Below are 21,217 nucleotides of genomic sequence, written 5' to 3'. Positions count from 1 at the left end.
CCGCATTCGTTCGCAACCGCGCACGATCGTGTCAGGCGACCAGGGAGATTTCGCCATGCTGACGGCAAAGCAGCACGAGCTGATCCGTTTCATCCAGCAAAGGCTGGAGGAAACCGGGATCTCGCCTTCGTTCGAGGAAATGAAGGAAGCGCTCGATCTCAAGAGCAAGTCGGGCGTTCACCGCCTGATTTCCGCGCTCGAGGAACGCGGCTTCATCCGTCGCCTGCCCAACCGCGCCCGCGCGCTGGAGGTTCTGCGTCAGCCGGAGGATTCGACCCCTGCCGCGCGCGGCGCGAAGGCCGGCGGGGCCGCGGCCGACAATGTCGTTGACCTGCAAGGGGCCGCCGCCGCCCGCGCGGAAAAGGCCGTGCCCGAGCCGGCGAACGACGTGATCGAGATTCCGCTCCACGGCCGGATCGCCGCGGGCGCGCCGATCGAGGCGCTCGAAGGACAGAACAGCCTGCCCGTCCCCGCCGCCCTGCTCGGCCCGGGCGAACACTACGCGCTGGAGGTTTCGGGCGATTCGATGATCGAGGCGGGGATCTTCGACGGCGATTTCGCGCTCGTGCGCCGCACCGATGTCGCGCGCGACGGGGAAATCGTGGTCGCCCTGGTGCGGAACGAGGAAGCGACGCTGAAGTACCTGCGGCGCGAAAACGGCATGGTCCGGCTCGATCCGGCCAACGGCGCCTACGATCCGCAGGTCTACCGGCCGGACGAAGTCCAGGTCCAGGGCAAGCTCTCGGGCCTCCTGCGCCGCTATCACTGATCGCCCGGGCGGGTCGCCGGGGCATCCCTCCGCACCGGCCCTGGCCGGAGGACAGCTCTCTTGCCGGCCCTGGCCGGAGGACAGCTATCTTGCCGGCGATCAGTCGCCGAAGCCCCGCCACCAGCCGTGCTGCCCCTGGCCCTGCGCGACCGTGACGACGCGGGGCCGGTCGAGGTGGAGCGCCAGCCCGCCGGTCTGCCGCAAGAGGCGGCGGTCTGCCTTGAGCCAGCGCGGGCGGCAACTGCGCGGGAGGAAGCGATCGGCCACGACCACGTCGGCCTGCGCGCAAGCCCGGGCCAGCGCGCCTTCTTCCACCAGCACCGCGCTGCGCGCCATCAGCAGCGTCCAGCGGCGACCGTCGCGCCTGATGGTGAGGACGCAGAAGTCGCGGCTGCACCGCGCGCCCGGCCACTGCGCGAGCGGGACCGGCGCCCCCTCGATACCGGCGAGTTCGAGCAGGTTGTCGCGCGCATAGGCGCTGCGGCTGTCGCGCAGGACCAGCAGACGCTCGCCTTCCCCGACGATCCCGACATGCCGCCCGTCGGCCGAAACGAGGACATCGGGCGGCGGGGTCGCCGCCAGCAGGAGGACAGTCGCCATGATCGCCGGGACCAGCCCGAACAGCCGCGCCCGGCCCCGCCACAGCGCCAGCCACAGCCCCCCGCCGACGAACAGCGCCATCGTGCCCGCCCCCATCTGCGGCGCCAGCTTGACCGCCCCGGGGCGCTCGGCGGTGAAATGCGCGATGGCAAGCAGGAGGTCGAGCGATTTGCCCGCCATCCACCAGGCCGGCGCACCGGCGCCCACGACGTCGAGCGCGAGGGCGAGCGCGATCAGCGGCATCGAGGCGAAAGTGACGAGCGGGATCGCCACCATGTTCGCCAGCGCGCCGTAGACCCCGGCGCGATGGAAATGGAACAGCACGATCGGCATCAGCGCGATCTCGATCACCAGGCCGGTCGCCAGCAGCATGGCCGCGCGGCGGGCGAACCAGGCGATCCACCCCTCCTCGCGCGGGGCGAGGAAGGCCTTTACCGGCGCGCTGGTGTGCAGGGCAACGATCGCGAGGACGGCGGCGAAGCTCATCTGGAAGCTCGGCCCGACCAGCGCCTCGGGCCAGAGCAGGAGGACGCAGATCGCGGCCACGGCCACCATCCTGAGCGAGAGCGGCTCGCGCCCCAGCGCCAGCGCGACCAGCACCAGCAGCGCGCCGATGCAGCTGCGCACGGTCGGGACCTGCGCCCCGGTCAGCAGGGTATAGGCCACGCCCGCCCCGGCCGCGAGCGCCGCGGCGACGATCGGCAGACGAACCCGCAGCGCGAGCCAGGGCCAGAGCGCGAGGAGCCTGATCGCGAGCACGTAGGCCGCCGCGATCACCGCGCTGACGTGGAGCCCGCTGATCGCCAGCAGGTGGGTCAGCCCGGCATCGCGCATCGCCGCTTCGTCGGCCTGGGCGATCGCTCCGCGGTCCCCGCTGGCGAAAGCTGCCGCGATCGTCCCAGGCGATCCGGGCAGGCTGGCACGCACGTGCGCGGCGAGACGGCGCTGCAGCGCCGCCAGCGAGCCGCCCGCCTCGGCCGGCGCGACGACGTCCACCTCCCCGATCAGCGACCCGGTCGCGGCAAGGCCCTGGAACCAGGCCGCGCGGGCGAAGTCGTATCCCCCCGGCAGCATCGGCGGGGCCGGCGGCATCAGCCGCGCGCGCAGCCGCACCACCGCCCCTTCGCCCAGCCCCGGCGCGTCGCGGGCCAGCGGCACGTTCACCCGCACCTTGCGCGCCTGCCCGGTATCGCCCTCGCGATAGGCGAGCACGAGACGCAGGCGCCCTTCGGCCGACTGCTCGATCCGGTCGAGCACGCGCGCCTCGATCCGCTCGACCCGCGGCCGCTCGATCGGCTCCGCACCGACCGTGGCGGAACGTACCCAGACCACGACGAGCCCGGCGAGGACCATGATCGAAAGCGAGGTGACGGCAAGCCGCAGCCCCGCTCTGTCCTCGCGGCCGCGCCAGGCCGCGGCGGCCCCCAGCGCCGCCATGGCCGCGGCCGCCATCGCCGCGAGCCACTCCGCTGGCCCATCGAGCACGAACCAGGCGCCGATCCCGGCCGCGAAGGCCACCGCGAGCCATGGCCCGCGGTCCACCCCGGCAGCGGCCAGAAAGGCCTCTGCCCGCGCGGCGAGCTTGCCCGGGGCACTGGACAAACGGGCTGCGCTGCGCCAATTGCGCTGCACCGCAACATCGGGCCGCTCGGGCCCGCCCCCCAGCGGAACTTCGGGCACCCCCGTCGCCATGCCCATCATAGGAAAGGAACAGCTCGGATATGGCAAGCAATAGCGGACAGGTCGTTACCCGCTTTGCCCCCTCGCCGACCGGGTTCCTGCACATCGGCGGGGCCCGCACGGCCCTGTTCAACTGGCTCTATGCCCGCCACCACGGGGGCAAGGCGCTGCTGCGGATCGAGGATACCGATCGCAAGCGGTCCACGCCCGAGGCGATCGACGCGATCCTCGACGGGCTGGCCTGGCTGGGGCTCGACTGGGACGAGGACGTCGTGTTCCAGTCCGAACGCGGCGCGCGCCATGTCGAAGTCGCCGAACAGCTGCTCGCGGGCGGCCATGCCTACAAGTGCTATGCCACGCCGGAGGAGCTGGAGGAGATGCGCGCCGCCCAGCGCGCGGCGAAGCAGCCGCTGCGTTACGACGGGCGCTGGCGCGACCGCGACCCGGCCGATGCGCCGACCGGCGCGCCCTACGTGGTCCGCCTGAAGACCCCGCAGGAAGGGGAAACGGCGATCGAGGACCGGGTCCAGGGCCGCGTGACCGTGCGCAATGCCGAACTGGACGATTACGTCCTGCTGCGCGCCGACGGCAGCCCGACCTACATGCTCGCGGTCGTGGTGGACGACCATGACATGGGCGTCACCCATGTCATCCGCGGCGACGATCACCTCAACAACGCCTTCCGCCAGCTCCCGATCTACCGCGCGATGGGCTGGGCGGAGCCGGCATATGCCCATATCCCGCTGATCCACGGCAGCGACGGGGCCAAGCTGTCGAAGCGCCACGGCGCGCTGGGGGCGGAAACCTATCGTGACGAGTTCGGCATCCTGCCGGAGGCGCTGTTCAACTATCTCCTGCGCCTGGGCTGGGGCCACGGCGACCGGGAAGAGATCGACCGGGACGAGGCGATCGCGCTGTTCGACCTCGACGGCGTGGGCAAGAGCCCGTCGCGCTTCGATCTCAAGAAGCTGCAGAACCTCAACGGCCATTACATCCGCGCGGCCGACGACGCGCGCCTGGCGCGGCTGGTCGCGGGGCGGATCGACCTGCCGACCGACGAGGCCCTGCTGACGCAGGCCATGCCGGTGCTCAAGACGCGCGCGCGCGACCTCGACGAACTGGCCGAAGGGGCGGCCTTCCTGTTCAAGACCCGGCCCCTCGCCATGACCGAGAAGGCGCAATCGCTGCTGAACGACGATGCCCGCGCAATTTTGCACCAGGTGAGCACCCGGCTGCGGGCCGAAAATGACTGGACAATCGAGGCTCTCGAAGCCACTACCAAGTCACTCGCCGAAGAACTCTCACTGGGTCTCGGCAAGCTCGCGCAGCCCATGCGCGCGGCGCTGACGGGGACGACGACGTCGCCCGGAATTTTCGATGTGCTGGTCCTGCTCGGACGGGAAGAGGCTCTCGCGCGGCTGGACGCGCAAGCCGCTCCGGCAGCTGAACGATAAGCCGGCAGCCGAACGACAAGATAGCGAGAAGGAGAACGAATTTGGCGGACAAGCAGGCGAAACTCGATTTCGGGGGCAACAGTTACGAGTTCCCGGTCCTCGAGGGCAGCGTCGGACCCGACGTGATCGACATCCGCAAGCTCTACGGCAGCACCGGCGCGTTCACGTTCGATCCCGGCTACAAGTCCACCGCCAGTTGCGAAAGCGCGCTGACCTATATCGACGGGGAGGAAGGCGTCCTGCTCCATCGCGGCTACCCGATCGGGCAGCTGGCCGAACAGTCGAGCTTCATGGAAGTCGCCTACCTGCTGCTCAACGGCGAACTGCCGACGCAGCAGGAACTGGACGATTTCGACTACACGATTACGCGCCACACGATGCTGCACGAGCAGTTGATGACGTTCTATCGCGGCTTCCGGCGCGACGCGCACCCGATGGCGATCATGTGCGGCGTGGTCGGCGCGCTGTCGGCGTTCTACCATGACAGCACCGACATTTCCGATCCGGAGCACCGGAAGATTTCCAGCCATCGCCTGATCGCGAAGATGCCGACGATCGCGGCCATGGCCTACAAGTATTCGATCGGGCAGCCGTTCCTCTATCCCGACAACTCGCTCAGCTACACCGGCAACTTCCTGCGCATGACGTTCGGCGTGCCGGCAGAGGAGTACGAGATCCACCCCGCCATCGAACGGGCGATGGACCGCATCTTCATCCTCCATGCCGACCACGAGCAGAACGCCTCGACCTCGACCGTGCGCCTGGCCGGTTCGTCGGGCGCCAATCCCTTCGCCTGCATCGCCGCGGGCATCGCCTGCCTGTGGGGCCCGGCGCACGGCGGCGCCAACGAGGCCGCGCTCAACATGCTGCAGGAAATCGGGACGCCCGATCGCATCCCGCACTATATCGAGCGCGCGAAGGACAAGAACGACCCGTTCCGCCTGATGGGCTTCGGCCACCGCGTCTACAAGAACTACGATCCGCGCGCGACCGTGATGCAGCAGACGCTGCGCGAGGTGTTCGAGGCGCTGAACGTCGACGATCCGGTGTTCGAGACCGCGCTGAAGCTCGAAGAGCTCGCGCTCAACGACGATTACTTCAAGGAAAAGAAGCTTTTCCCGAACGTCGATTTCTACTCGGGCATCATCCTCAACGCGATCGGCTTCCCGACCACGATGTTCACCGCGCTCTTCGCCCTCGCCCGCACGGTCGGCTGGGTCGCGCAGTGGAACGAGATGATTTCCGATCCCGGCCAGGTCATCGGCCGTCCGCGCCAGCTCTACACCGGCCCGACCGAGCGCGACTACGTCCCGATGGACAAGCGCTGAGGCAAGGTTGGCCCCGGGTCGCCGGCATCGCGCTGATGCGCGCCGGCGGCCTGCGGGCGCCTTGGGAAAGATGTTGCGGAGCCGCGCCCTTGGCGGGCGGCAGCCGGCGCCATCAATCCGCCGGTCGCCTGCGCTTCGCCGGGTTGGGCGGCAGGTCGAGACGGAAGCTCGCGCCCTGCCCCGGCTTGCTCTTGACCGACAGGTCGCCACCCATGGCCCGCGCCAGGCGGCGCGAAATGTAGAGGCCGAGGCCCGACCCGCCGTCCCCGCTGCGGCCCAGCCGTTCGAACTTCTCGAACACGCGCGTCTGCTGCTCGGCCGAGAGGCCGGGGCCCTCGTCGATCACGCTGACCCGCGCGCGCCCCTTCCTGTCCGATAGCTTGAGGCGCACGCTCGACCCCTCGGGCGCGTAGCGGATCGCGTTGCCCAGCAGGTTCAGCAGGATCTGCAGCACGCGCCGGAACTCGGCGATGGCAGGCACGGAAACGTCGTCGGCCGGGCCGGCGATCTCGATATGCCGTTCCTTCGCCCGGACCGCGAGGATACCCGCGGCCCGGCGCGCGACATCGGCCAGGTCGATCTCGTCCGGCGCCGTGTCGAAATCCTCCGATTCGACAACTTCCAGGTCCGAAAGGTCGTCGAGCAGGGCCAGCAGGTGCTGCCCCGCAGCGGCGATATCCGCCGCGTAATTGCTGTATTCCTCGGCCAGCGGCCCGGCCAGGCGGGTGCGGATCGTTTCCGCGTTGGCGATGATGCGCGCGATCGGCTGGCGCAGGACGGGCGAGAGCTCCTGCCCGATCCGCCGCGAAGGCGGCGGCGGAGCAGCAACGCCGCTGTCCTGCGACTCATCGCCGTCGCGAGTGCTTGTGTCGAGCGCCGAATCGGCCACGAGCAGGAGCTCGAACCCGCCCTTCCCCGCGCTCGCCGGAGCCACCGGGGCAAGCATCGCGCGCCAGGTCCGTTGCGATTCGGCCACCCGCACTTCGGCATCGTCGAGCAGGCGCCAGTGCATCGGCTGTTCGTGAACGGTGCCGGGCAGGTCGACGAAGTCGGTCCACGGATGGCCCAGCGCGCCGGCCATGCGCCGGCCCAGCGGCTCGAGATCGCTCGCGCGCACTTCGACCGCCAGCACGCACTGCGCCGAATCGAGCCGGGCCCATAGCTCGGCGACATTGCGGCCGATCTCGAGCCGGCGGCTCGCGGCCTGGGCATCGCTGTCCACCGGCGCGGGCGCGACCTGCCAGTCGGTTATTCCGATCGAGCACGTGCCGTCTTCGCCGGCATGGGGAAATATCTCCACCCGGGCGCTCACGATCTCGCTGTCGGCCTGCGCTTCGAACGCGGTGGCATAACGGGCGCCGGCGGCGCGCGCCTTGCCGATTTCGGCCAGGAGGCCGGGGATCGCCAGCGCGCCGGGCACTTCGCCGCCGCATTCGCGCTGCAGGCCGGCCACGGGCTCGTCCGCCTCGACCAGGCAGTCGTCGCCGTCGATCCGTCCGCGGGCGAGGTATCCGGGGGCCTGCGCGTTCATGGCTCAGCCCAGCTCCTTCCGGCCCGATCCGGCGAGCAGGGTCGCCGCGCGATCCGCCCTCAGCGTGTCGAACGCGTCGGGCAAAGTGATTTCGGGATGCACGAGCAGGAACTGCTCGGCCACCTGGTCGTGCTTCAGCCCCGCCGCGCGCAACGCCAGCGCCAGCCGGCCGACCTGGCTTTCATCGGTCGCCAGCGCCACGATCTCGCGTTCCTGTCCCGATTGCTCGGCCAGGGCCGAAAGAAACAGGGCCACGCCGAAATGGCCGATGGCCAGCGGCTGGCCCCCGCCCGTCACCGCCGCCGCGGCCTTGGCCAGCAGATCGAGGCGGCGCGCGCGCTCGGCGTGGCCATCGCGAAGCCGCTGGCTCGCCTGTTCGATCGCGTTCTCGTCCGTCCCGTCGGCCTGCCCGCGCCAGGTGGCGAGGACATGGTCGAACAGGGCCCGGGGCAGTTCGTCGAGCGGCAGCTCCATCCGACGCTGCTGCTGGATGAACCGCGCCTGCGATGCCAGCAATTGCATGGCGAGCCGCGCCGTCTCGCCATCGGGCGAAGCGATCATCGCCTGGAGACCCGGCGACAGGACCGGGTCGATCGTGCTGCGCGCCTCCAGCTTGATCGCCAGCCGGTATTCGAGGGCGAGCGCGTGGCAATGGCCGAGAAACCGCAGCTCGCGCCCGATGGCCTCGGCCAGGTCGTCGCACCGGGGGGCAGCGAATTCGGCGGGGTCCTCCAGCCCGGCGGCATTCGCCTGGGCATAGAGGAGCTGGCGCGCGGCGTGCGACACCATGCCGCGCACGCGGGCGACGACTTCGTCGCTGAAAAGGCCATGGCCATAGTTGGCCAGGAGCATGCCGAGCATCGGCCCGGCGGTGCCGAGCACGACGTCGCCGCGCGCGAGCTCGTCGGCGAGAACACTCTCGATCGGCGACTGGGGTGCCTGGTTCATGCCGGATTCGGTCATCGCCCGGCCTTAGCGCGACATAGTTAAGCCAGCGTTATCCGTCGGGCCGGGGCGCGGCCAGGCGAGAACGGCAAGGCCGAGGAGCGTCAGGAGCTGGATCGCCGGCAGGGGCTGGCCCAGCGCCGCCCCCGCCGCGAGAACGACGGCGAGGCTCGCCCGGTCGGAGGCTGTCGCCGCCACCGCGCCGCCGGCAAGCCGCTGAAGCGCGCGCAGCGTCAGGACCAGCGCGCCCGCGGCGAACAGCCATTCCGCCAGCGCAGCGACCGGCGCGAGGAAACCGGCCACGGCCATGAGCGTCAAATCGATCGCCAGGCCGGGCAGCGCGCGCCGGGCCCGCGCGGCAACGCCTTCCGCCACGCGGTCGCGCGACAGGGCCGCCAGGGTCCCGCCCATGCGCAGGAGGAAGGCGCCCAGGGCGACCGCGGCGAAGGCCCCGGCCCCCGTTCCCGCGCCCGCGCCCGTGCCCGTGCCCCAGTGGGCCGCGGCGAGCGCACCGGCCAGGACGATGGCCCCGCCCGCGAACGGCAGGACCGCGCGCCCCTTCCGCGCGAGGACCCGCGGTGCCAGTGCGGTCGAAAGCCGGTCGGCCATGGCATGGAGAGGCGCGGTGAACGGGGCGGGGACGATTCGCTGGTGCAGCCAGGCGGTCTCGAAAGCGCGCGCGTGCTCCTCGTCGCGCAGCAGGGTCCACCGCCGGTCGGTCAGCGCCGCCCGCGGCAGCGGGACGAGCCGCACGCCCGATTGCAGCCCCAGGCGCAGGAGCGCCGGGATCGCCTCGACGTCGATCGGCATTTCGGCCAGCCGCTCCACCGCCGCGCCCGGCAGGCGCGCCATGCCGGCCCAGGCATGGTCGCGGTCGATCCGTTCGAACCCCGCCTCCATTCCCGCATCGGCCGGCAGGGCGACGACGCCCGACCGCTCGCCCAGCATCTCGCCCGCCGCGAGCGGATCGGGCACGACCCCCTCGGCGAAGAGGAACAGCTCGTCCTGCGCACGCACGAGGCCCGAAAGCGCACGCGCGCTGGCAAGCGCATGAAAGCTCGCCCCGCCCTGTTCGGCCCGGTGGAGCAGCGGCAATATCCCCTCGTCCAGCCCCTCGGCAAAGCAGACGATCCGTTCGCACCCGAGCCGCAGCGCCAGATCGAGCTGCAGGGCCGCGGCGCTGCGGCCCGCGACCGCCAGGAGGCCGCGGATCGGCCCCTCGCCGTGCGAGCCGGTGGGATGCATTGCCGAGAGGATGGCGACGCGCAAATGATGACTCCCGCCTGAAAGCGCGCGATTCTAGGCCCGGCCGGGCCTGCTGCCAAGCGGCCTGGCGACCGCCCGCCCACCTGCCCGGTCAGGCCGGGTCGGCGGCGAAGGCGCGGGTAAAATCCTCGAGCTTGCGCAGGATCGCCGGATCGCCGGGCGCGGTGGCCACGGCCTCGTCCGCCAGTTGCAGCAAGGCGGTGGCGTGGAAACTGGCCGCCAACCCCCGCAGCCGCAGGGCGGCGACCTCCCAGTTGCCGTCGCAGCGCGCGCGGCGCAACAAGTCGATCTGGCGCTCCAGACTCTCGACGAAAGCGGCCCGCAGCTCGGCGAGGAGCGCGGGATCGTCGCCCGCCGCCGCGGCCAGTGTCGCATCGAGAGTGCCGTTTTCGTGGACCATCCTGCCCGCTCTATCGCAAGTCTGGTTAAAGCAGGGTTTCAGCGCGCCGGTTTCGTGATAGATTCAAGGACATGAGCGGGGGAACCAACATCAGGGCCGTCGGGCCCGAAACACCCGACCAGGTGCGGCCGGAAGGCGGCGCGGGCGGGGAATCAACGCCTGCGGCGCACCTCGGCGCGCCCGGTACGGAACCGGGCGACGGCCACGAGGCGGAGCCGGACGACTGGGCCGAGGCGGTAGTGGAGGATGACGAAAGCCTGCGCCGCCGCTGGGTCGTGCCCACCCTCGCCGTGATCGCGATCCTGGGCTGGACCGCCGCCTTCGTGTGGGTTCACCGCGAGGCCATGCTGGCAGGGGCCTCCCCCGCCCAGTGGACCGGCTGGATCGGCCAGTGGGCGGCACCCGCCGCGCTGGTCGCGGTGCTGTGGATGCTGGCCCGGCACAACAGCCGGCACGAGGCGCGCCGCTTCGGCGAAGTCGCCCGTTCGCTGGCCGCAGAGTCGGACCGACTCGAGACGCGCCTCGGCACGATCAACCGCGAATTGAGCCTCGCGCGCGAGTTCCTCGCCTCGCAATCGCGCGAACTCGACAGCCTCGGCCGGCTGGCGACCGAGCGGCTTTCGACCCATGCCGACCGCCTTCACGGGCTGGTGGAGGACAATGGCCAGCGGGTGGATGCGCTCGCTTCGGTCAGCGCGACCGCGCTGGAGAACATGAACCGGCTGCGCGACGAACTGCCCGTGATCGCCAATTCGGCCAAGGACGTGTCGAACCAGATCGGCAATGCCGGGCGAGTGGCCCGCGACCACGTGGATGCGCTGGCAAGCGGCTTCGCCCGGCTCGACGAGTCCGGGCAGGCGAGCGAGAAGCGGGTCGAATCGCTGTGCAGCCGGGTGGACGAGGCGCTGCGCCTGTTCGAGGAACATGGCGAGCAGCTCGACCGGGCCACGGCCGACCGCTTCGCCGCCCTGCGCGAAAAGAGCGAGGCGTTCCGGGTCGACCTGGAAGGGCGCGAGATCGAGACGCTCGCGGCGCTGCGCCGCCGGGCGGACGCCCTGTCGCAGGAACTTCGCACCGCGCACGAGGCCCTGGCCTCCGAAGAAGAGGAAGCGCTCGTTTCGCTGCGCGCGCGGCTCGGCGGGCTGCGCGACGAGGCGAAGACGATCGGCAATGCCCTGCGCGAAGGCGAAGAAACCGCGCTCGAGGCCTGGAATGGCCAGGTCGAGGCCATGCAGGCGCGCCTGTCCGAGGCGATCGATGTCATCAAGGGGATCGACGAGAACGCGCTGGCCTCCGCCAGCCGCAAGCTGCAGGCCCTGAAGACCGAAGCCGAGGCGATCGATCGCGGGATCGAGGAACGCGACCGCGAGCTGGAGGAACGCATGGCCGAGCGGCTCGCCGCGCTCGAGGCGGCGCAGCGCGAGGTGGCGGAAGCGCTCTCAACCCGGCTTGCCGAACTCGATGCGGCGATCGCCGAACGGCGCGCCGAGCACCTGGCCGAGACCGATGCCCTCGCCGGCAAGGGGGAAGCGATCACCGGGCGGATCACGCAGATGCGCGAGGCGGTGGAGGAAATCGCGCGTCACGGTTCCGAGACCGAGGAAACCCTGGCGGCGAGCCTCGCACGGCTGGAGTCCCGGCTCGACGCGAGCCGCGCCTCGCTGGCCGGGACGGACGAGGCCGTGGCCGGCCTGACCGAGGCAAGCGTGCGCCTGCTCGAACTGCTCCAGGCGAGCAGCCAGCACTCGCGCGAAGAACTGCCGGCCGCGATCGGGGAGGCGGAAACGCGCCTCGCCGAAGTGGAGGAGCGTGCCGCCGCGCTCAAGACCACCGTCGACGATGCCGGCGCCACGGGCGCCCGCCTGGCCGAGCTGGTCACCGGGACACAGGGCACCGGGCGCGAAACGATCGCGGAGATCGACGCGCTGCACGAGCGGCTGGCGCAGGCCAACGAGACTTACGGCGAGCAGATCGCCCGCCTGCGCGATGCCATCGCCGGCCTTGGCAACGACGGCGCCGCCGTTGCCGGCAAGGCGCAGGACGATCTTCGCGCGGCGATCGAGGTACTCGAGATGGCGGCGCGCTCCGCCCGCGCCGCGATCGGGGAGGACGCGAGCGAGAGCATTCGCGAGCTGGCCGAACGGATCGGCGCGGAAACATCGCAAACGCTCGATGCCGTCCTGCGCGAAAAGGCCGAGGAATCGATCGGCCAGCTCGAAAAGGCCGCCTCGCGCGCGTCGGATTCCAGCCGCCAGGCGGCGATCCAGCTGCGCGACCAGCTGGCCAAGGTCGACGAACTGGCCGGCAACCTCGAGGCGCGCGTCGCGCAGGCGCGGGAGCGGGCCGAGGAGCGGGTGGACAACGACTTCGCCCGGCGCATGGCCCTGATTACCGAGAGCCTCAATTCGAACGCGATCGATATCGCCAAGGCGCTGTCGAGCGACGTGACCGACACGGCCTGGGCGTCCTACATGCGCGGCGACCGCGGCATCTTCACCCGCCGGGCCGTGCGCCTGCTGGACAATACCGAGGCGCGCGCCATCGCCGAGCTTTACGAGAGCGAGCCCGACTTCCAGGAAAACGTCAATCGCTACGTCGCCGATTTCGAGGGGATGCTGCGCACGATGCTCTCCACCCGCGACGGCAACGCGCTGGGCGTGACCCTGCTGAGTTCGGACATGGGCAAGCTCTACGTCGCCTTGGCGCAGGCGATCCGCCGCCTGCGCGGCTAGCCGAACAGGCGGCTGAGATCGAGGTCCGACACGCCGATCCAGCCATACTGGTAATTGAGCGCGAAGAGGCCCGTGAGCACGGCCGCCAGGATGCTCGCCCGCAGGACGACGCGCCAGGGCCGGAAATTGGCCGGCGCGCTGTCGGCCTGGCCCGGCACTTTCTCGATCCCCAGTTCGTCGTGCGTGCGGATGCCCAGCGGCAGCATGACGAAGGCGCTGAGAACCCAGACGAGGAGATAGATCGCGAGGAAGGACGTCCACTGCATCGCGTCAGCCCCCCACTATCACGACTTTGACCTGGGGGCTCTTGCCCGACCACCGGCGCGCGGCCCGGCGCGCGGCGAGCCGCGCGGCTTCCGAAACGTCCTCCCGGTCGTTGCGCGCGCGGCCGCGCAGCTTGCCGATGGCATCGCGTATGTCGGCTTTCGCCTCGGCCAGAAAATCGTCCATGTCTTCCTCCAGCGGCAGGCCGAACGTCTCCACCTCCACGCTCAACCCCTGCCCCAGCACCACGACCATCGCCCCTTCGGCGGCAATGCGCCGGCGCATCACCACGCCTTCGCCATCGGACGGGGCGATGATGTCGCCGTCGAGCACGAGCCGCCCGGCGCGCACTTGCGCGATCGTCCCCGGCTCGCCCGGGGCCAGGCGCACGATGTCGCCGTTCTTCTGGACGACGGCGCTGGGAATGCCGCATGCCAGCCCCAGCCGGGCCTGTTCCTGCATGTGGCGCATTTCGCCGTGGACGGGCAGCAGGATCTCGGGCCGGAGCCAGTCGTAGAGCGCCTCCAGCTCGGGCCGGCCGGGATGTCCGGAAACGTGGATCTCGCTCTGCCGGTCGGTCACCATCACGATACCGCGTTCGGCGAGCTGGTTCTGCACCCGCCCGATCGCGAGCTCGTTGCCCGGGATCTGGCGACTGGAAAAGAGCACGACATCGCCCGCGGCCAGCTCGATCGGGTGATTGCCCTCGGCGATCCGGGCCAGCGCGGCGCGCGGTTCGCCCTGCCCGCCGGTGGCGATGAACAGGACTTCCCCCCGCGGCAGGCCCATCGCGGTATCGAAATCGACCAGCTCGGGCAGATCCTCGAGATAGCCGTTGTCCTGCGCCACCTCGATGATGCGGTCGAGCGAGCGCCCGGCGACGCAGAGCCGCCGCCCGGTGGCCTTGGCCACCTCGCCCAGCGTGTGCAGGCGCGCGACGTTGGAGGCGAATGTCGTGACCAGCACGCGCCGCCCGGCGTGGCGCTTCACCTCTTCCATCAGGCCCGCATAGACCGCGCCTTCCGAGCCGCTCGGCGCCGGGTTGAAGACATTGGTTGAATCGCACACCAGCGCGAGCACGCCCTCGTCGCCGATGGCGGTCAGCTCTTCCTCCGTCGTCGGAACGCCGACGATCGGATCTTCGTCCAGCTTCCAGTCGCCGGTGTGGAACACCCGGCCATGGGGCGTATCGATCAGCACCGCGTGTCCTTCGGCGATCGAATGGGCCAAGGGGAGGTAGGAAACGGTGAACGGGCCGAGCGCGATGGGATCGCCGTCTTCCACGATCCGCAGGTCGACTTCGCCCGCCAGGCCCGCCTCCGCCAGCTTTCGCAGCACCAGGTCGGCCGTGAACGGCGTGGCGTAGAGCGGCACGCCCAGCTCGGCGGCGAAATAGGGGACGGCGCCGATATGGTCTTCGTGCGCGTGGGTCAGCACGATCCCGACCAGGTCCTTCGCGCGATCCTCGATGAACTCAAGGTCGGCGAAGACCAGGTCGACGCCCGGATACTCCCCGCCGGAAAAGGTCATGCCGAGATCGACCATCAGCCACTTGCCGTTGCAGCCGTAGAGGTTGACGTTCATGCCGATCTCGCCCGAGCCACCGAGCGCGAGGAACAGCAGTTCGTTTTCCGGAGCGAAGTTCTTTTTCATCGTGCGGCCCTTTCGGCCAGTATCGCCAGGCCTTCCAGCGTCAGGTCGGCATCGACCGCATCGAAGATGCGGGTGTGTTCATCGAACAGGATCGCCAGCCCGCCGGTCGCCACCACGTTTGCCGGTCGTCCGACCTCTTCGCGCATCCGGGCGATCAGCCCCTCCATCATCGCGACATAGCCCCAGAAGACGCCGATCAGCATCTGGTCTTCGGTATTGGTGCCGATGACGCTGGCCCCGCGCGGCGCCTCGATCGCGATCCGCGGCAGCTTCGCCGTGTTGCCGACCAGCGCGTCGAGCGACAGGTTGATGCCCGGCGCGATGATCCCGCCCTTGTAGGCGCCGTTGAAATCGACCGCGTCGAACGTCGTCGCCGTGCCGAAATCGACGACGATCAGGTCGCCGGGATAGCGCGCGTGCGCGGCAATGGCGTTGAGCGCCCTGTCCGCGCCGAGCGAGCGCGGTTCGTCGACGTCGATCGCGATGCCCCATTCGGCCGCCCCTTCCCCCGCGATCAGCGGCTCGAGACCGAAGTACTTTTCTGCCAGGACGGTGAGGTTGTGCACCGCCCGCGGGACGACCGATCCGAAGATGATCTGCGTGATCGAGTCGCGGGCAATGCCCTCGATCTTCATCAGTTGCAGCAGCCAGACGGCATATTCGTCCCCGGTCCGCCGCGGATCGGTGGCAATGCGCCAGCGCGCCCGGATCTCGCGCCCGCCCTCCTCCGGCGTGGAGAAGAGCGCGAAAACGACATTGGTATTCCCGACATCGACGGCGAGCAGCATGACCGTATCCTTCAACCGAGCGTGACGTCACCGGCATGGATGGCACGGGTCGTCCCGTCTTCCAAGCGCAGCAGCAGCGAGCCATCGGCGGCGAGCCCGGCGAAACGGCCGCTGGTCGGCTGCCCTTCGGCATCGTGAACGCGCAGCGCGGTCCCCACCGGGTGCGCGGCCGCCAGCCAGCGCCGGACCAGTGGCTCGATGCCGAACGTGCGCCAGCGTTCCAGTTCGCGGTCGAACGCCTCGGCCAGGGTCGCCGCGAAGGCATCGCGGTCGGGCGCGGGGCCGAGCTGCGCCAGTGCCACGGCCGGCCGGTCGGGCAGGTCCGGCGCCTGGGCAAGGTTAACCCCGATGCCGACCACGACCGCCTCGCCGACCCGTTCGAGCAATATGCCCGAGAGCTTCGCGCCGCGCAAAAGAAGATCGTTCGGCCACTTGATCGCCAGCGCCTGCGGCTCCGCCAGGAGAGGCAGGACCGCGTCGTAAACCGCCAGCGCCGCCATCAGCGTCAACGTATGGGCCGGGGGATCGCCCGGCCCCGGCCGCACCAGCGTAGAGCCCATGAAGTTGCCGGCGCCATCGGACCAGGGGCGCCCCTGCCGGCCGCGGCCGGCGACCTGGCGATCGGCGATGAGCCAGCCCCCCTCGGCCACGCGCTCGCCATTGCGCAGACGCGCGGCGAGATCGGCATTGGTCGAGCCGGTTTCGGCGACGGTTTCGATCAAGCGACGAACAGCAGGGCCTCTGCCGCGCGGTCGGCGAGGTCGCCCAGCACGCGCGTCAGGAGATAGCCGAGCGGCGACATGGCGGCCGTGGTCACGCCCAGGATCAGCCAGTGCGCCCAGTCGCTCCTGCCCGTGACGACGCCTGCCGGCTCGTCGAAATACATCACCTTCACGACCTTGATGTAATAGAACGCGCCGATCACGCTGGCCGCGATGCCGATAGCGGCCAGGGCGACGAGGTCGGCCTCGACCGCGGCCCAGAACACCACGAACTTGCCCCAGAAGCCGAACAGCGGCGGAATGCCGGCCAGGCTGAACATCATCACCGCCAGGCAGAGCGCCAGCAGCGGGCGCGTGCTCGACAGGCCGGCGATATCGGCAAGCCCTTCGACCTGCTCGCCCTGCGCGTTGCGCAGCATGAGCACGGCGACGAAGCTGCCCAGCGACATCGCGACGTAGATCGCGAGGTAGACCAGCATCGCCGAGACCCCGGCGGCCGTGCCGGCCGCGAGGCCGATCAGGATGAACCCGACGTTGTTGATCGACGAATAGGCCAGCAGGCGCTTGAGATTGCTCTGCCCGATCGCGCCGAGCGCGCCGACCACGATCGAGGCGAGCGCGGCGAAGATCACGATCTGGCGCCAGGCATCCATCTGCATGCCGAAGGCATCCAGCGCGACCCGCGCGGTCAGCGCGACGGCGGCGACTTTCGGCGCGGTGGCGAAGAAGGTCGTCACCGGCGTCGGCGCGCCTTCGTAGACGTCGGGCGTCCACATGTGGAACGGCACGGCAGCGATCTTGAACGCCAGCCCGGCCAGCACGAAGATCAGGCCGAACAGCATCCCCATCGACAGTTCGCCCGACATGGCAGCGCGCGCGCCCTCGAACGAGGTCGTGCCGGTGAAGCCATAGACCAGGCTGATGCCGTAGAGCAGGATCCCGCTCGCCAGCGCGCCGAGCACGAAATACTTTAGGCCCGCTTCCGCCGAACGGTCGTCGCTGCGCATGAAGGAGGCGAGGACGTAAGCCGCCAGGCTGTTCAGTTCGAGCCCGATGTAGAGCGTCATGAAGTCGGTCGCCGAGACCATGATCGCCATGCCGAGCGCGGCGAACAGCATCAGCACCGGGTATTCCGCCCTTATCGCCCCGTCGCGATCGAAGAACCGCGGCGCGACCATCAGGCAGGCGATCGCCGAGACGAAGATCAGGATCTTCGCGAACGATGCGAAGGCATCGGCCGCGAACTGCCCTTCGAAGGCCAGCGTGTCGGGGCCCATGGCCCCGCTGCACAGCGCCCGCGCGACGAGGACGCTCGCCCCGCCCAGCGCGACGGCAGCCAGGATGGTGACCAGCCGGCCGGCATTGCGGCTCCACGCCGCGATCAGGAGCAGGGCCAGGCCGGCCAGGCTCAGCACGATTTCAGGCGCGATGAGCGCGAGGGAAGACTGCAGTTGCATCAGTGCGCTCCCTCCGCCTCGCCATCTGCGGCGTCATGTGCGCCGGCAACGGCATTGGCCGCCTCCGCCCGCGGGGTGCCCGCGGCCAGGTCCGCATCGCCATCGGGCGCGGCCCGCGCGAGGCGCGCATCGAGCGCGGCGATATCCTGGCGCATCGGCGCGAGGAAGCTTTCCGGATAGACGCCCATCCACAGCACCGCCGCGGCGATCGGGGCCAGCATGGCCCATTCGCGGGGGTTGAGATCGGGCATGGCCGCGGCATCGGCGTTCTTCTGAACGCCGAAGGCGATCCGCCAGTAGAGATAGAGCATGTAACCGGCCCCGAGGATGATCCCGGTCGTGCAGACCAGCGTGACCCAGGAATTGGCCTGGTAGATCCCGGCCAGGCTGAGGAATTCGCCGACGAACCCGCTCGTGCCCGGCAGGCCGATGCTGGCCATCGTGAAGAGGAGGAAGAACACCGCGTATTTCGGCATGTTGATCGCGAGCCCGCCGTACCGATCGATCTCGCGCGTGTGCAGCCTGTCGTAGATCACGCCGACGCACAGGAACAGCGCACCCGACACGAGGCCGTGGCTGAGCATGACGATCATCGCGCCTTCCAGGCCCTGGACGTTGAACGCGAACAGCCCGACCGTCACGATCGCCATGTGCGCGACCGAGGAATAGGCGATCAGCTTCTTCATGTCCTGCTGCACCAGTGCGATCAGGCTGGTGATGACGACCGCCGCCATCGACAGGCCCCAGACCAGCCAGACGAACTGCGCGCTCGCTTCGGGGAACATCGGCAGGCTGAAGCGGATGAAGCCGTAGCCGCCCATCTTGAGGAGGACACCGGCCAGGATCACGGAGCCGGCCGTGGGCGCCTGGACGTGGGCGTCGGGCAGCCAGGTATGCACCGGCCACATCGGCATCTTCACCGCGAAGCTGGCGAAGAACGCGAGCCACAGCCAGGTCTGCGCCGCCGGCGGGAAATCGTACTGCATCAGCGTGGGAATGTCGGTGGTCCCCGCCTCGTTCACCATCCACAGCATCGCGATCAGCATCAGGACCGATCCGAGCAGGGTGTAGAGGAAGAACTTGTAGCTGGCGTAGATCCGGTCCTGCCCGCCCCAGATCCCGATGATCAGGTACATCGGGATCAGGCCGGCTTCGAAGAAGATGTAGAACAGGAACAGGTCCTGCGCGGCGAAGACGCCGATCATCAGGACTTCCATCAGCAGGAACGCCGCCATGTACTCGCCCACGCGCCGGGTGATCGATTCCCAGCTCGCGAGGATGCAGATCGGCATCAGGAACGTGCTGAGGACGATCAGCAGAAGCGCAATGCCGTCGATGCCCAGCGCGTAGCTGAAGCCGGCGAACAGCTCGTAGCGCTCGGTATATTGCCACTGCGCGCCGCCGATATCGAAGTTGAGCCACAGCACGATGCCAAGGGCCAGGTCGACCAGCGTCGCGGCGAGCGCGATCGTGCGCGCCGCCTTCGCCTCGACGAACAGGCACGCGATGCCCGCCAGAAGCGGGATCGCCAGCATCAGCGAAAGGATCGGGAAGCCCCCCATTACATCAGCACCCAGGTGATCGCGGCGACCAGGCCAAGCAGCATGATCAGCGCGTAGCTATAGAGATATCCGGACTGCACCTTGCGCGCGACGACCGCGCCGCGCGCGACGACCCAGGCGGCCCCGTCGGGTCCGAAGCGGTCGATCAGGCCCTTGTCGCCGCGCTTCCAGAACTGCCGGCCGAACCAGAACGCCGGCTTCACGAACACGAGGTCGTAAAGCTCGTCGAAGTACCATTTCCGGTAGACGAAGTTGTGGACGTAGCGGAACTGTTCGACGAACTTGCCGGGGATCGAGGTGTCGCGAATATAGGCCAGCCACGCGCCGAACAGGCCCAGCAGCATGACGAAGCTCGCCGTCAGCTTCACCCACAGCGGCACGGCGTGCATCTCGTGGATCAGCGCCTCGTTGTAGAAGATCGAGCCGCCCCAGAAGGCCGGATCGTCGAGGAAGGCGTGGCTGAACACCCAGCCCGCGAAGACCGCGCCCACCGTCAGCACGCCGAGCGGAACCAGCATGGAAACCGGGCTTTCGTGGGGATGGTAACCCGCAGTGCCGTCGCTCTGCTCGGTCGAGGGGACGTGATGCACGGCATCGTCGCCCGCGTCTTCCTGGGCCGGGGGATTGGCGTCTTCCGGATCGTCGTGACCGTGGTGGACGGCGTGCCGGATATGCTCGCTGCCCGCCCAGCGCGGCTTGCCCCAGAAGGTGAGGAACATGAGCCGCCACGAATAGAAGCTGGTCAGCAGCGCCGCGACCGCGCCCATCCAGAAGGCGAACGTGCCCATCTCCGTGCCGCGGGCAAAGGCGACCTCGAGGATGGCGTCCTTCGAATGGAAGCCCGCGAAGCCGGCGTGCAGCCAGTAGATGCCGACCCCGGTGATCGCCAGCGTGCCGGCCATCATGGCCCAGAACGTCAGCGGGATGTGCTTACGCAGCGCGCCGTAATAACGCATGTCCTGTTCGTGGTGCATCGCGTGGATGACCGAACCCGCGCCGAGGAACAGCAGCGCCTTGAAGAAGGCGTGCGTGAACAGGTGGAACATCGCCGCGCCATAGGCGCCGACGCCCGCCGCGAAGAACATGTAGCCGAGCTGCGAACAGGTGGAATAGGCGATGACCCGCTTGATGTCCCACTGCGTCGTGCCGATCGTGGCCGCGAAGAAGCAGGTCGCCGCCCCGATGAAGGTGACCAGCGCCAGCGCGACCGGCGCGGTTTCGAACATCGGCGACAGGCGGCAGACCATGAACACGCCGGCGGTGACCATCGTCGCCGCATGGATCAGCGCGGACACCGGCGTCGGGCCTTCCATCGCGTCGGGCAGCCAGGTGTGCAGGCCGAGCTGCGCCGACTTGCCCATCGCCCCGATGAACAGGAGGATGCACAGCACGTCCATCGTCTGCAGGCGCATGCCGAGGAAGCCGATCGAGCTCCCGCTCATCCCCGGCGCGGCCTCGAGGATCTCGGGGATCGAGGTCGTCTGGAACACCAGGAACGTGCCGAAGATGCCGAGCATGAAGCCGAGGTCGCCGACGCGGTTGACCACGAAGGCCTTGATCGCGGCCTTGTTGGCGCTCGGCTTGCGGAACCAGAAGCCGATCAGCAGGTAGCTGGCGAGGCCGACCCCTTCCCAGCCGAAGAACATCTGGACCAGGTTGTCCGCCGTCACCAGCATCAGCATCGCGAACGTGAACAGCGAGAGATAGGCGAAGAACCGCGGCTGGTCCGGGTCGTCCTCCATGTAGCCCCAGCTGTAGAGGTGGACGAGCGCGGAAACGCTGGTGATCACGACCAGCATGACCGCGGTCAGCGTATCGACCCGCAGCGCCCAGTCGAAGCTCAGCGCGCCCGACTGGACCCACTGGAGCACGGGCACGACCTGCGCCTCGGCGGTCCCGGCGACGAAGCCGAGGAAGATCGGCCACGACAGCGCGCAGGAAACGAACAGGGCGCCGGTGGTGAGCGATTTCACCACGGTGTTGCCGAGGGCCCGATTGCCCAGCCCGCCGACAATGGCCGCGAGCAGGGGCAGGAAGACGATGAGGAGAATCGACGTTTCCACCGG

Annotated in this window: 16 protein-coding genes; 4 read left to right on the top strand and 12 right to left on the bottom strand. The window is 69.4% G+C overall.

Annotated features, from left to right (window positions below; translation table 11 throughout):
* The first annotated feature begins 55 nt into the window (after positions 1-55).
* Positions 56-769, top strand: a complete 714-nt coding sequence (gene lexA, locus T8T98_RS04395; RefSeq protein WP_160732330.1) for a transcriptional repressor LexA — start codon at positions 56-58, stop codon at positions 767-769.
* A 99-nt stretch (positions 770-868) separates the two neighbouring features.
* Here lexA and T8T98_RS04390 read toward each other — a convergent pair whose 3' ends face one another.
* Entirely contained in the window at positions 869-3,061 is a 2,193-nt protein-coding gene (locus tag T8T98_RS04390) for a ComEC/Rec2 family competence protein (RefSeq protein WP_251103940.1), read from the bottom strand.
* A 29-nt stretch (positions 3,062-3,090) separates the two neighbouring features.
* Here T8T98_RS04390 and gltX point away from each other — a divergent pair, with 29 nt between their 5' ends.
* Both gltX and T8T98_RS04380 read left to right on the top strand, forming a co-directional pair.
* The gene (gltX, locus tag T8T98_RS04385) at positions 3,091-4,503 is read left to right on the top strand and encodes a glutamate--tRNA ligase (RefSeq protein WP_160732328.1); all 1,413 of its coding nucleotides are present in this window, start codon (positions 3,091-3,093) and stop codon (positions 4,501-4,503) included.
* Positions 4,504-4,544: 41 nt separating this feature from the next.
* Positions 4,545-5,831 (top strand): citrate synthase, encoded by a 1,287-nt coding sequence (locus tag T8T98_RS04380; protein WP_251103941.1) that lies wholly within the window; start codon positions 4,545-4,547, stop codon positions 5,829-5,831.
* Between the two features lie 112 nt (positions 5,832-5,943).
* On the opposite strand, the gene T8T98_RS04375 is transcribed toward T8T98_RS04380, so the two are convergent.
* The 4 genes from T8T98_RS04375 to T8T98_RS04360 form a co-directional block, all read right to left on the bottom strand.
* Positions 5,944-7,362: a sensor histidine kinase gene (locus tag T8T98_RS04375; RefSeq protein WP_251103942.1), complete on the bottom strand. Its 1,419-nt coding sequence runs from the start codon at positions 7,360-7,362 to the stop codon at positions 5,944-5,946.
* Positions 7,363-7,365: 3 nt separating this feature from the next.
* Positions 7,366-8,325, bottom strand: coding sequence for a hypothetical protein (locus T8T98_RS04370; protein WP_251103943.1), 960 nt, complete (start codon positions 8,323-8,325; stop codon positions 7,366-7,368).
* Positions 8,326-8,334: 9 nt separating this feature from the next.
* Positions 8,335-9,576: a hypothetical protein gene (locus T8T98_RS04365; protein ID WP_251103944.1), complete on the bottom strand. Its 1,242-nt coding sequence runs from the start codon at positions 9,574-9,576 to the stop codon at positions 8,335-8,337.
* A gap of 88 nt (positions 9,577-9,664) precedes the next feature.
* Positions 9,665-9,973 (bottom strand): Hpt domain-containing protein, encoded by a 309-nt coding sequence (locus T8T98_RS04360; protein WP_251103945.1) that lies wholly within the window; start codon positions 9,971-9,973, stop codon positions 9,665-9,667.
* Positions 9,974-10,044: 71 nt separating this feature from the next.
* On the opposite strand from T8T98_RS04360, the gene T8T98_RS04355 reads away from it, so the two are divergent.
* The gene (locus tag T8T98_RS04355; RefSeq protein WP_251103946.1) at positions 10,045-12,705 is read left to right on the top strand and encodes a coiled-coil domain-containing protein; all 2,661 of its coding nucleotides are present in this window, start codon (positions 10,045-10,047) and stop codon (positions 12,703-12,705) included.
* Here T8T98_RS04355 and T8T98_RS04350 read toward each other — a convergent pair.
* The 7 genes from T8T98_RS04350 to nuoL are packed head-to-tail and all read right to left on the bottom strand — an operon-like array spanning position 12,702 to position 21,214.
* Positions 12,702-12,971 carry a DUF1467 family protein gene (locus T8T98_RS04350; RefSeq protein WP_160732321.1) on the bottom strand — a complete coding sequence of 90 codons (270 nt, stop codon included), beginning with the start codon at positions 12,969-12,971 and terminating at the stop codon, positions 12,702-12,704. The genes T8T98_RS04355 and T8T98_RS04350 overlap by 4 nt on opposite strands.
* Before the next feature lie 4 nt (positions 12,972-12,975).
* Positions 12,976-14,622 (bottom strand): ribonuclease J, encoded by a 1,647-nt coding sequence (locus T8T98_RS04345; RefSeq protein ID WP_251103947.1) that lies wholly within the window; start codon positions 14,620-14,622, stop codon positions 12,976-12,978.
* Entirely contained in the window at positions 14,619-15,410 is a 792-nt protein-coding gene (locus T8T98_RS04340; RefSeq protein ID WP_251103948.1) for a type III pantothenate kinase, read from the bottom strand. Before T8T98_RS04340 ends, T8T98_RS04345 begins: the two co-directional genes overlap by 4 nt.
* An 11-nt stretch (positions 15,411-15,421) precedes the next feature.
* The gene (locus T8T98_RS04335; RefSeq protein WP_251103949.1) at positions 15,422-16,132 is read right to left on the bottom strand and encodes a biotin--[acetyl-CoA-carboxylase] ligase; all 711 of its coding nucleotides are present in this window, start codon (positions 16,130-16,132) and stop codon (positions 15,422-15,424) included.
* Entirely contained in the window at positions 16,129-17,589 is a 1,461-nt protein-coding gene (gene nuoN / locus T8T98_RS04330) for an NADH-quinone oxidoreductase subunit NuoN (RefSeq protein WP_251103950.1), read from the bottom strand. Before nuoN ends, T8T98_RS04335 begins: the two co-directional genes overlap by 4 nt.
* Positions 17,589-19,151, bottom strand: coding sequence for an NADH-quinone oxidoreductase subunit M (locus T8T98_RS04325; RefSeq protein ID WP_251103951.1), 1,563 nt, complete (start codon positions 19,149-19,151; stop codon positions 17,589-17,591). The genes nuoN and T8T98_RS04325 overlap by 1 nt, the downstream gene beginning before the upstream one ends.
* A complete protein-coding gene (gene nuoL, locus T8T98_RS04320) occupies positions 19,151-21,214 on the bottom strand; it encodes an NADH-quinone oxidoreductase subunit L (protein ID WP_251103952.1) in 2,064 nt (687 codons plus the stop codon). The genes T8T98_RS04325 and nuoL overlap by 1 nt, the downstream gene beginning before the upstream one ends.
* Positions 21,215-21,217: the final 3 nt, after the last annotated feature.

Source organism: Pelagerythrobacter marinus, assembly GCF_034375205.1.
In the GTDB taxonomy this organism is placed as follows: Bacteria; Pseudomonadota; Alphaproteobacteria; order Sphingomonadales; family Sphingomonadaceae; genus Pelagerythrobacter; species Pelagerythrobacter marinus.
Note: the sequence above shows the minus strand (reverse complement) of the source record. Positions and strands in the feature narration are given on the sequence as shown.

Coding starts and splice junctions, on each gene's coding strand:
- lexA (WP_160732330.1), top strand. CDS start 56: ATGCTGACGGCAAAGCAGCACGAGCTGATCCGTTTCATCCAGCAAAGG.
- T8T98_RS04390 (WP_251103940.1), bottom strand. CDS start 3,061: ATGGCGACGGGGGTGCCCGAAGTTCCGCTGGGGGGCGGGCCCGAGCGG.
- gltX (WP_160732328.1), top strand. CDS start 3,091: ATGGCAAGCAATAGCGGACAGGTCGTTACCCGCTTTGCCCCCTCGCCG.
- T8T98_RS04375 (WP_251103942.1), bottom strand. CDS start 7,362: ATGAACGCGCAGGCCCCCGGATACCTCGCCCGCGGACGGATCGACGGC.
- T8T98_RS04370 (WP_251103943.1), bottom strand. CDS start 8,325: ATGACCGAATCCGGCATGAACCAGGCACCCCAGTCGCCGATCGAGAGT.
- T8T98_RS04360 (WP_251103945.1), bottom strand. CDS start 9,973: ATGGTCCACGAAAACGGCACTCTCGATGCGACACTGGCCGCGGCGGCG.
- T8T98_RS04355 (WP_251103946.1), top strand. CDS start 10,045: ATGAGCGGGGGAACCAACATCAGGGCCGTCGGGCCCGAAACACCCGAC.
- T8T98_RS04350 (WP_160732321.1), bottom strand. CDS start 12,971: ATGCAGTGGACGTCCTTCCTCGCGATCTATCTCCTCGTCTGGGTTCTC.
- T8T98_RS04345 (WP_251103947.1), bottom strand. CDS start 14,622: ATGAAAAAGAACTTCGCTCCGGAAAACGAACTGCTGTTCCTCGCGCTC.
- T8T98_RS04340 (WP_251103948.1), bottom strand. CDS start 15,410: ATGCTGCTCGCCGTCGATGTCGGGAATACCAATGTCGTTTTCGCGCTC.
- nuoN (WP_251103950.1), bottom strand. CDS start 17,589: ATGCAACTGCAGTCTTCCCTCGCGCTCATCGCGCCTGAAATCGTGCTG.
- T8T98_RS04325 (WP_251103951.1), bottom strand. CDS start 19,151: ATGGGGGGCTTCCCGATCCTTTCGCTGATGCTGGCGATCCCGCTTCTG.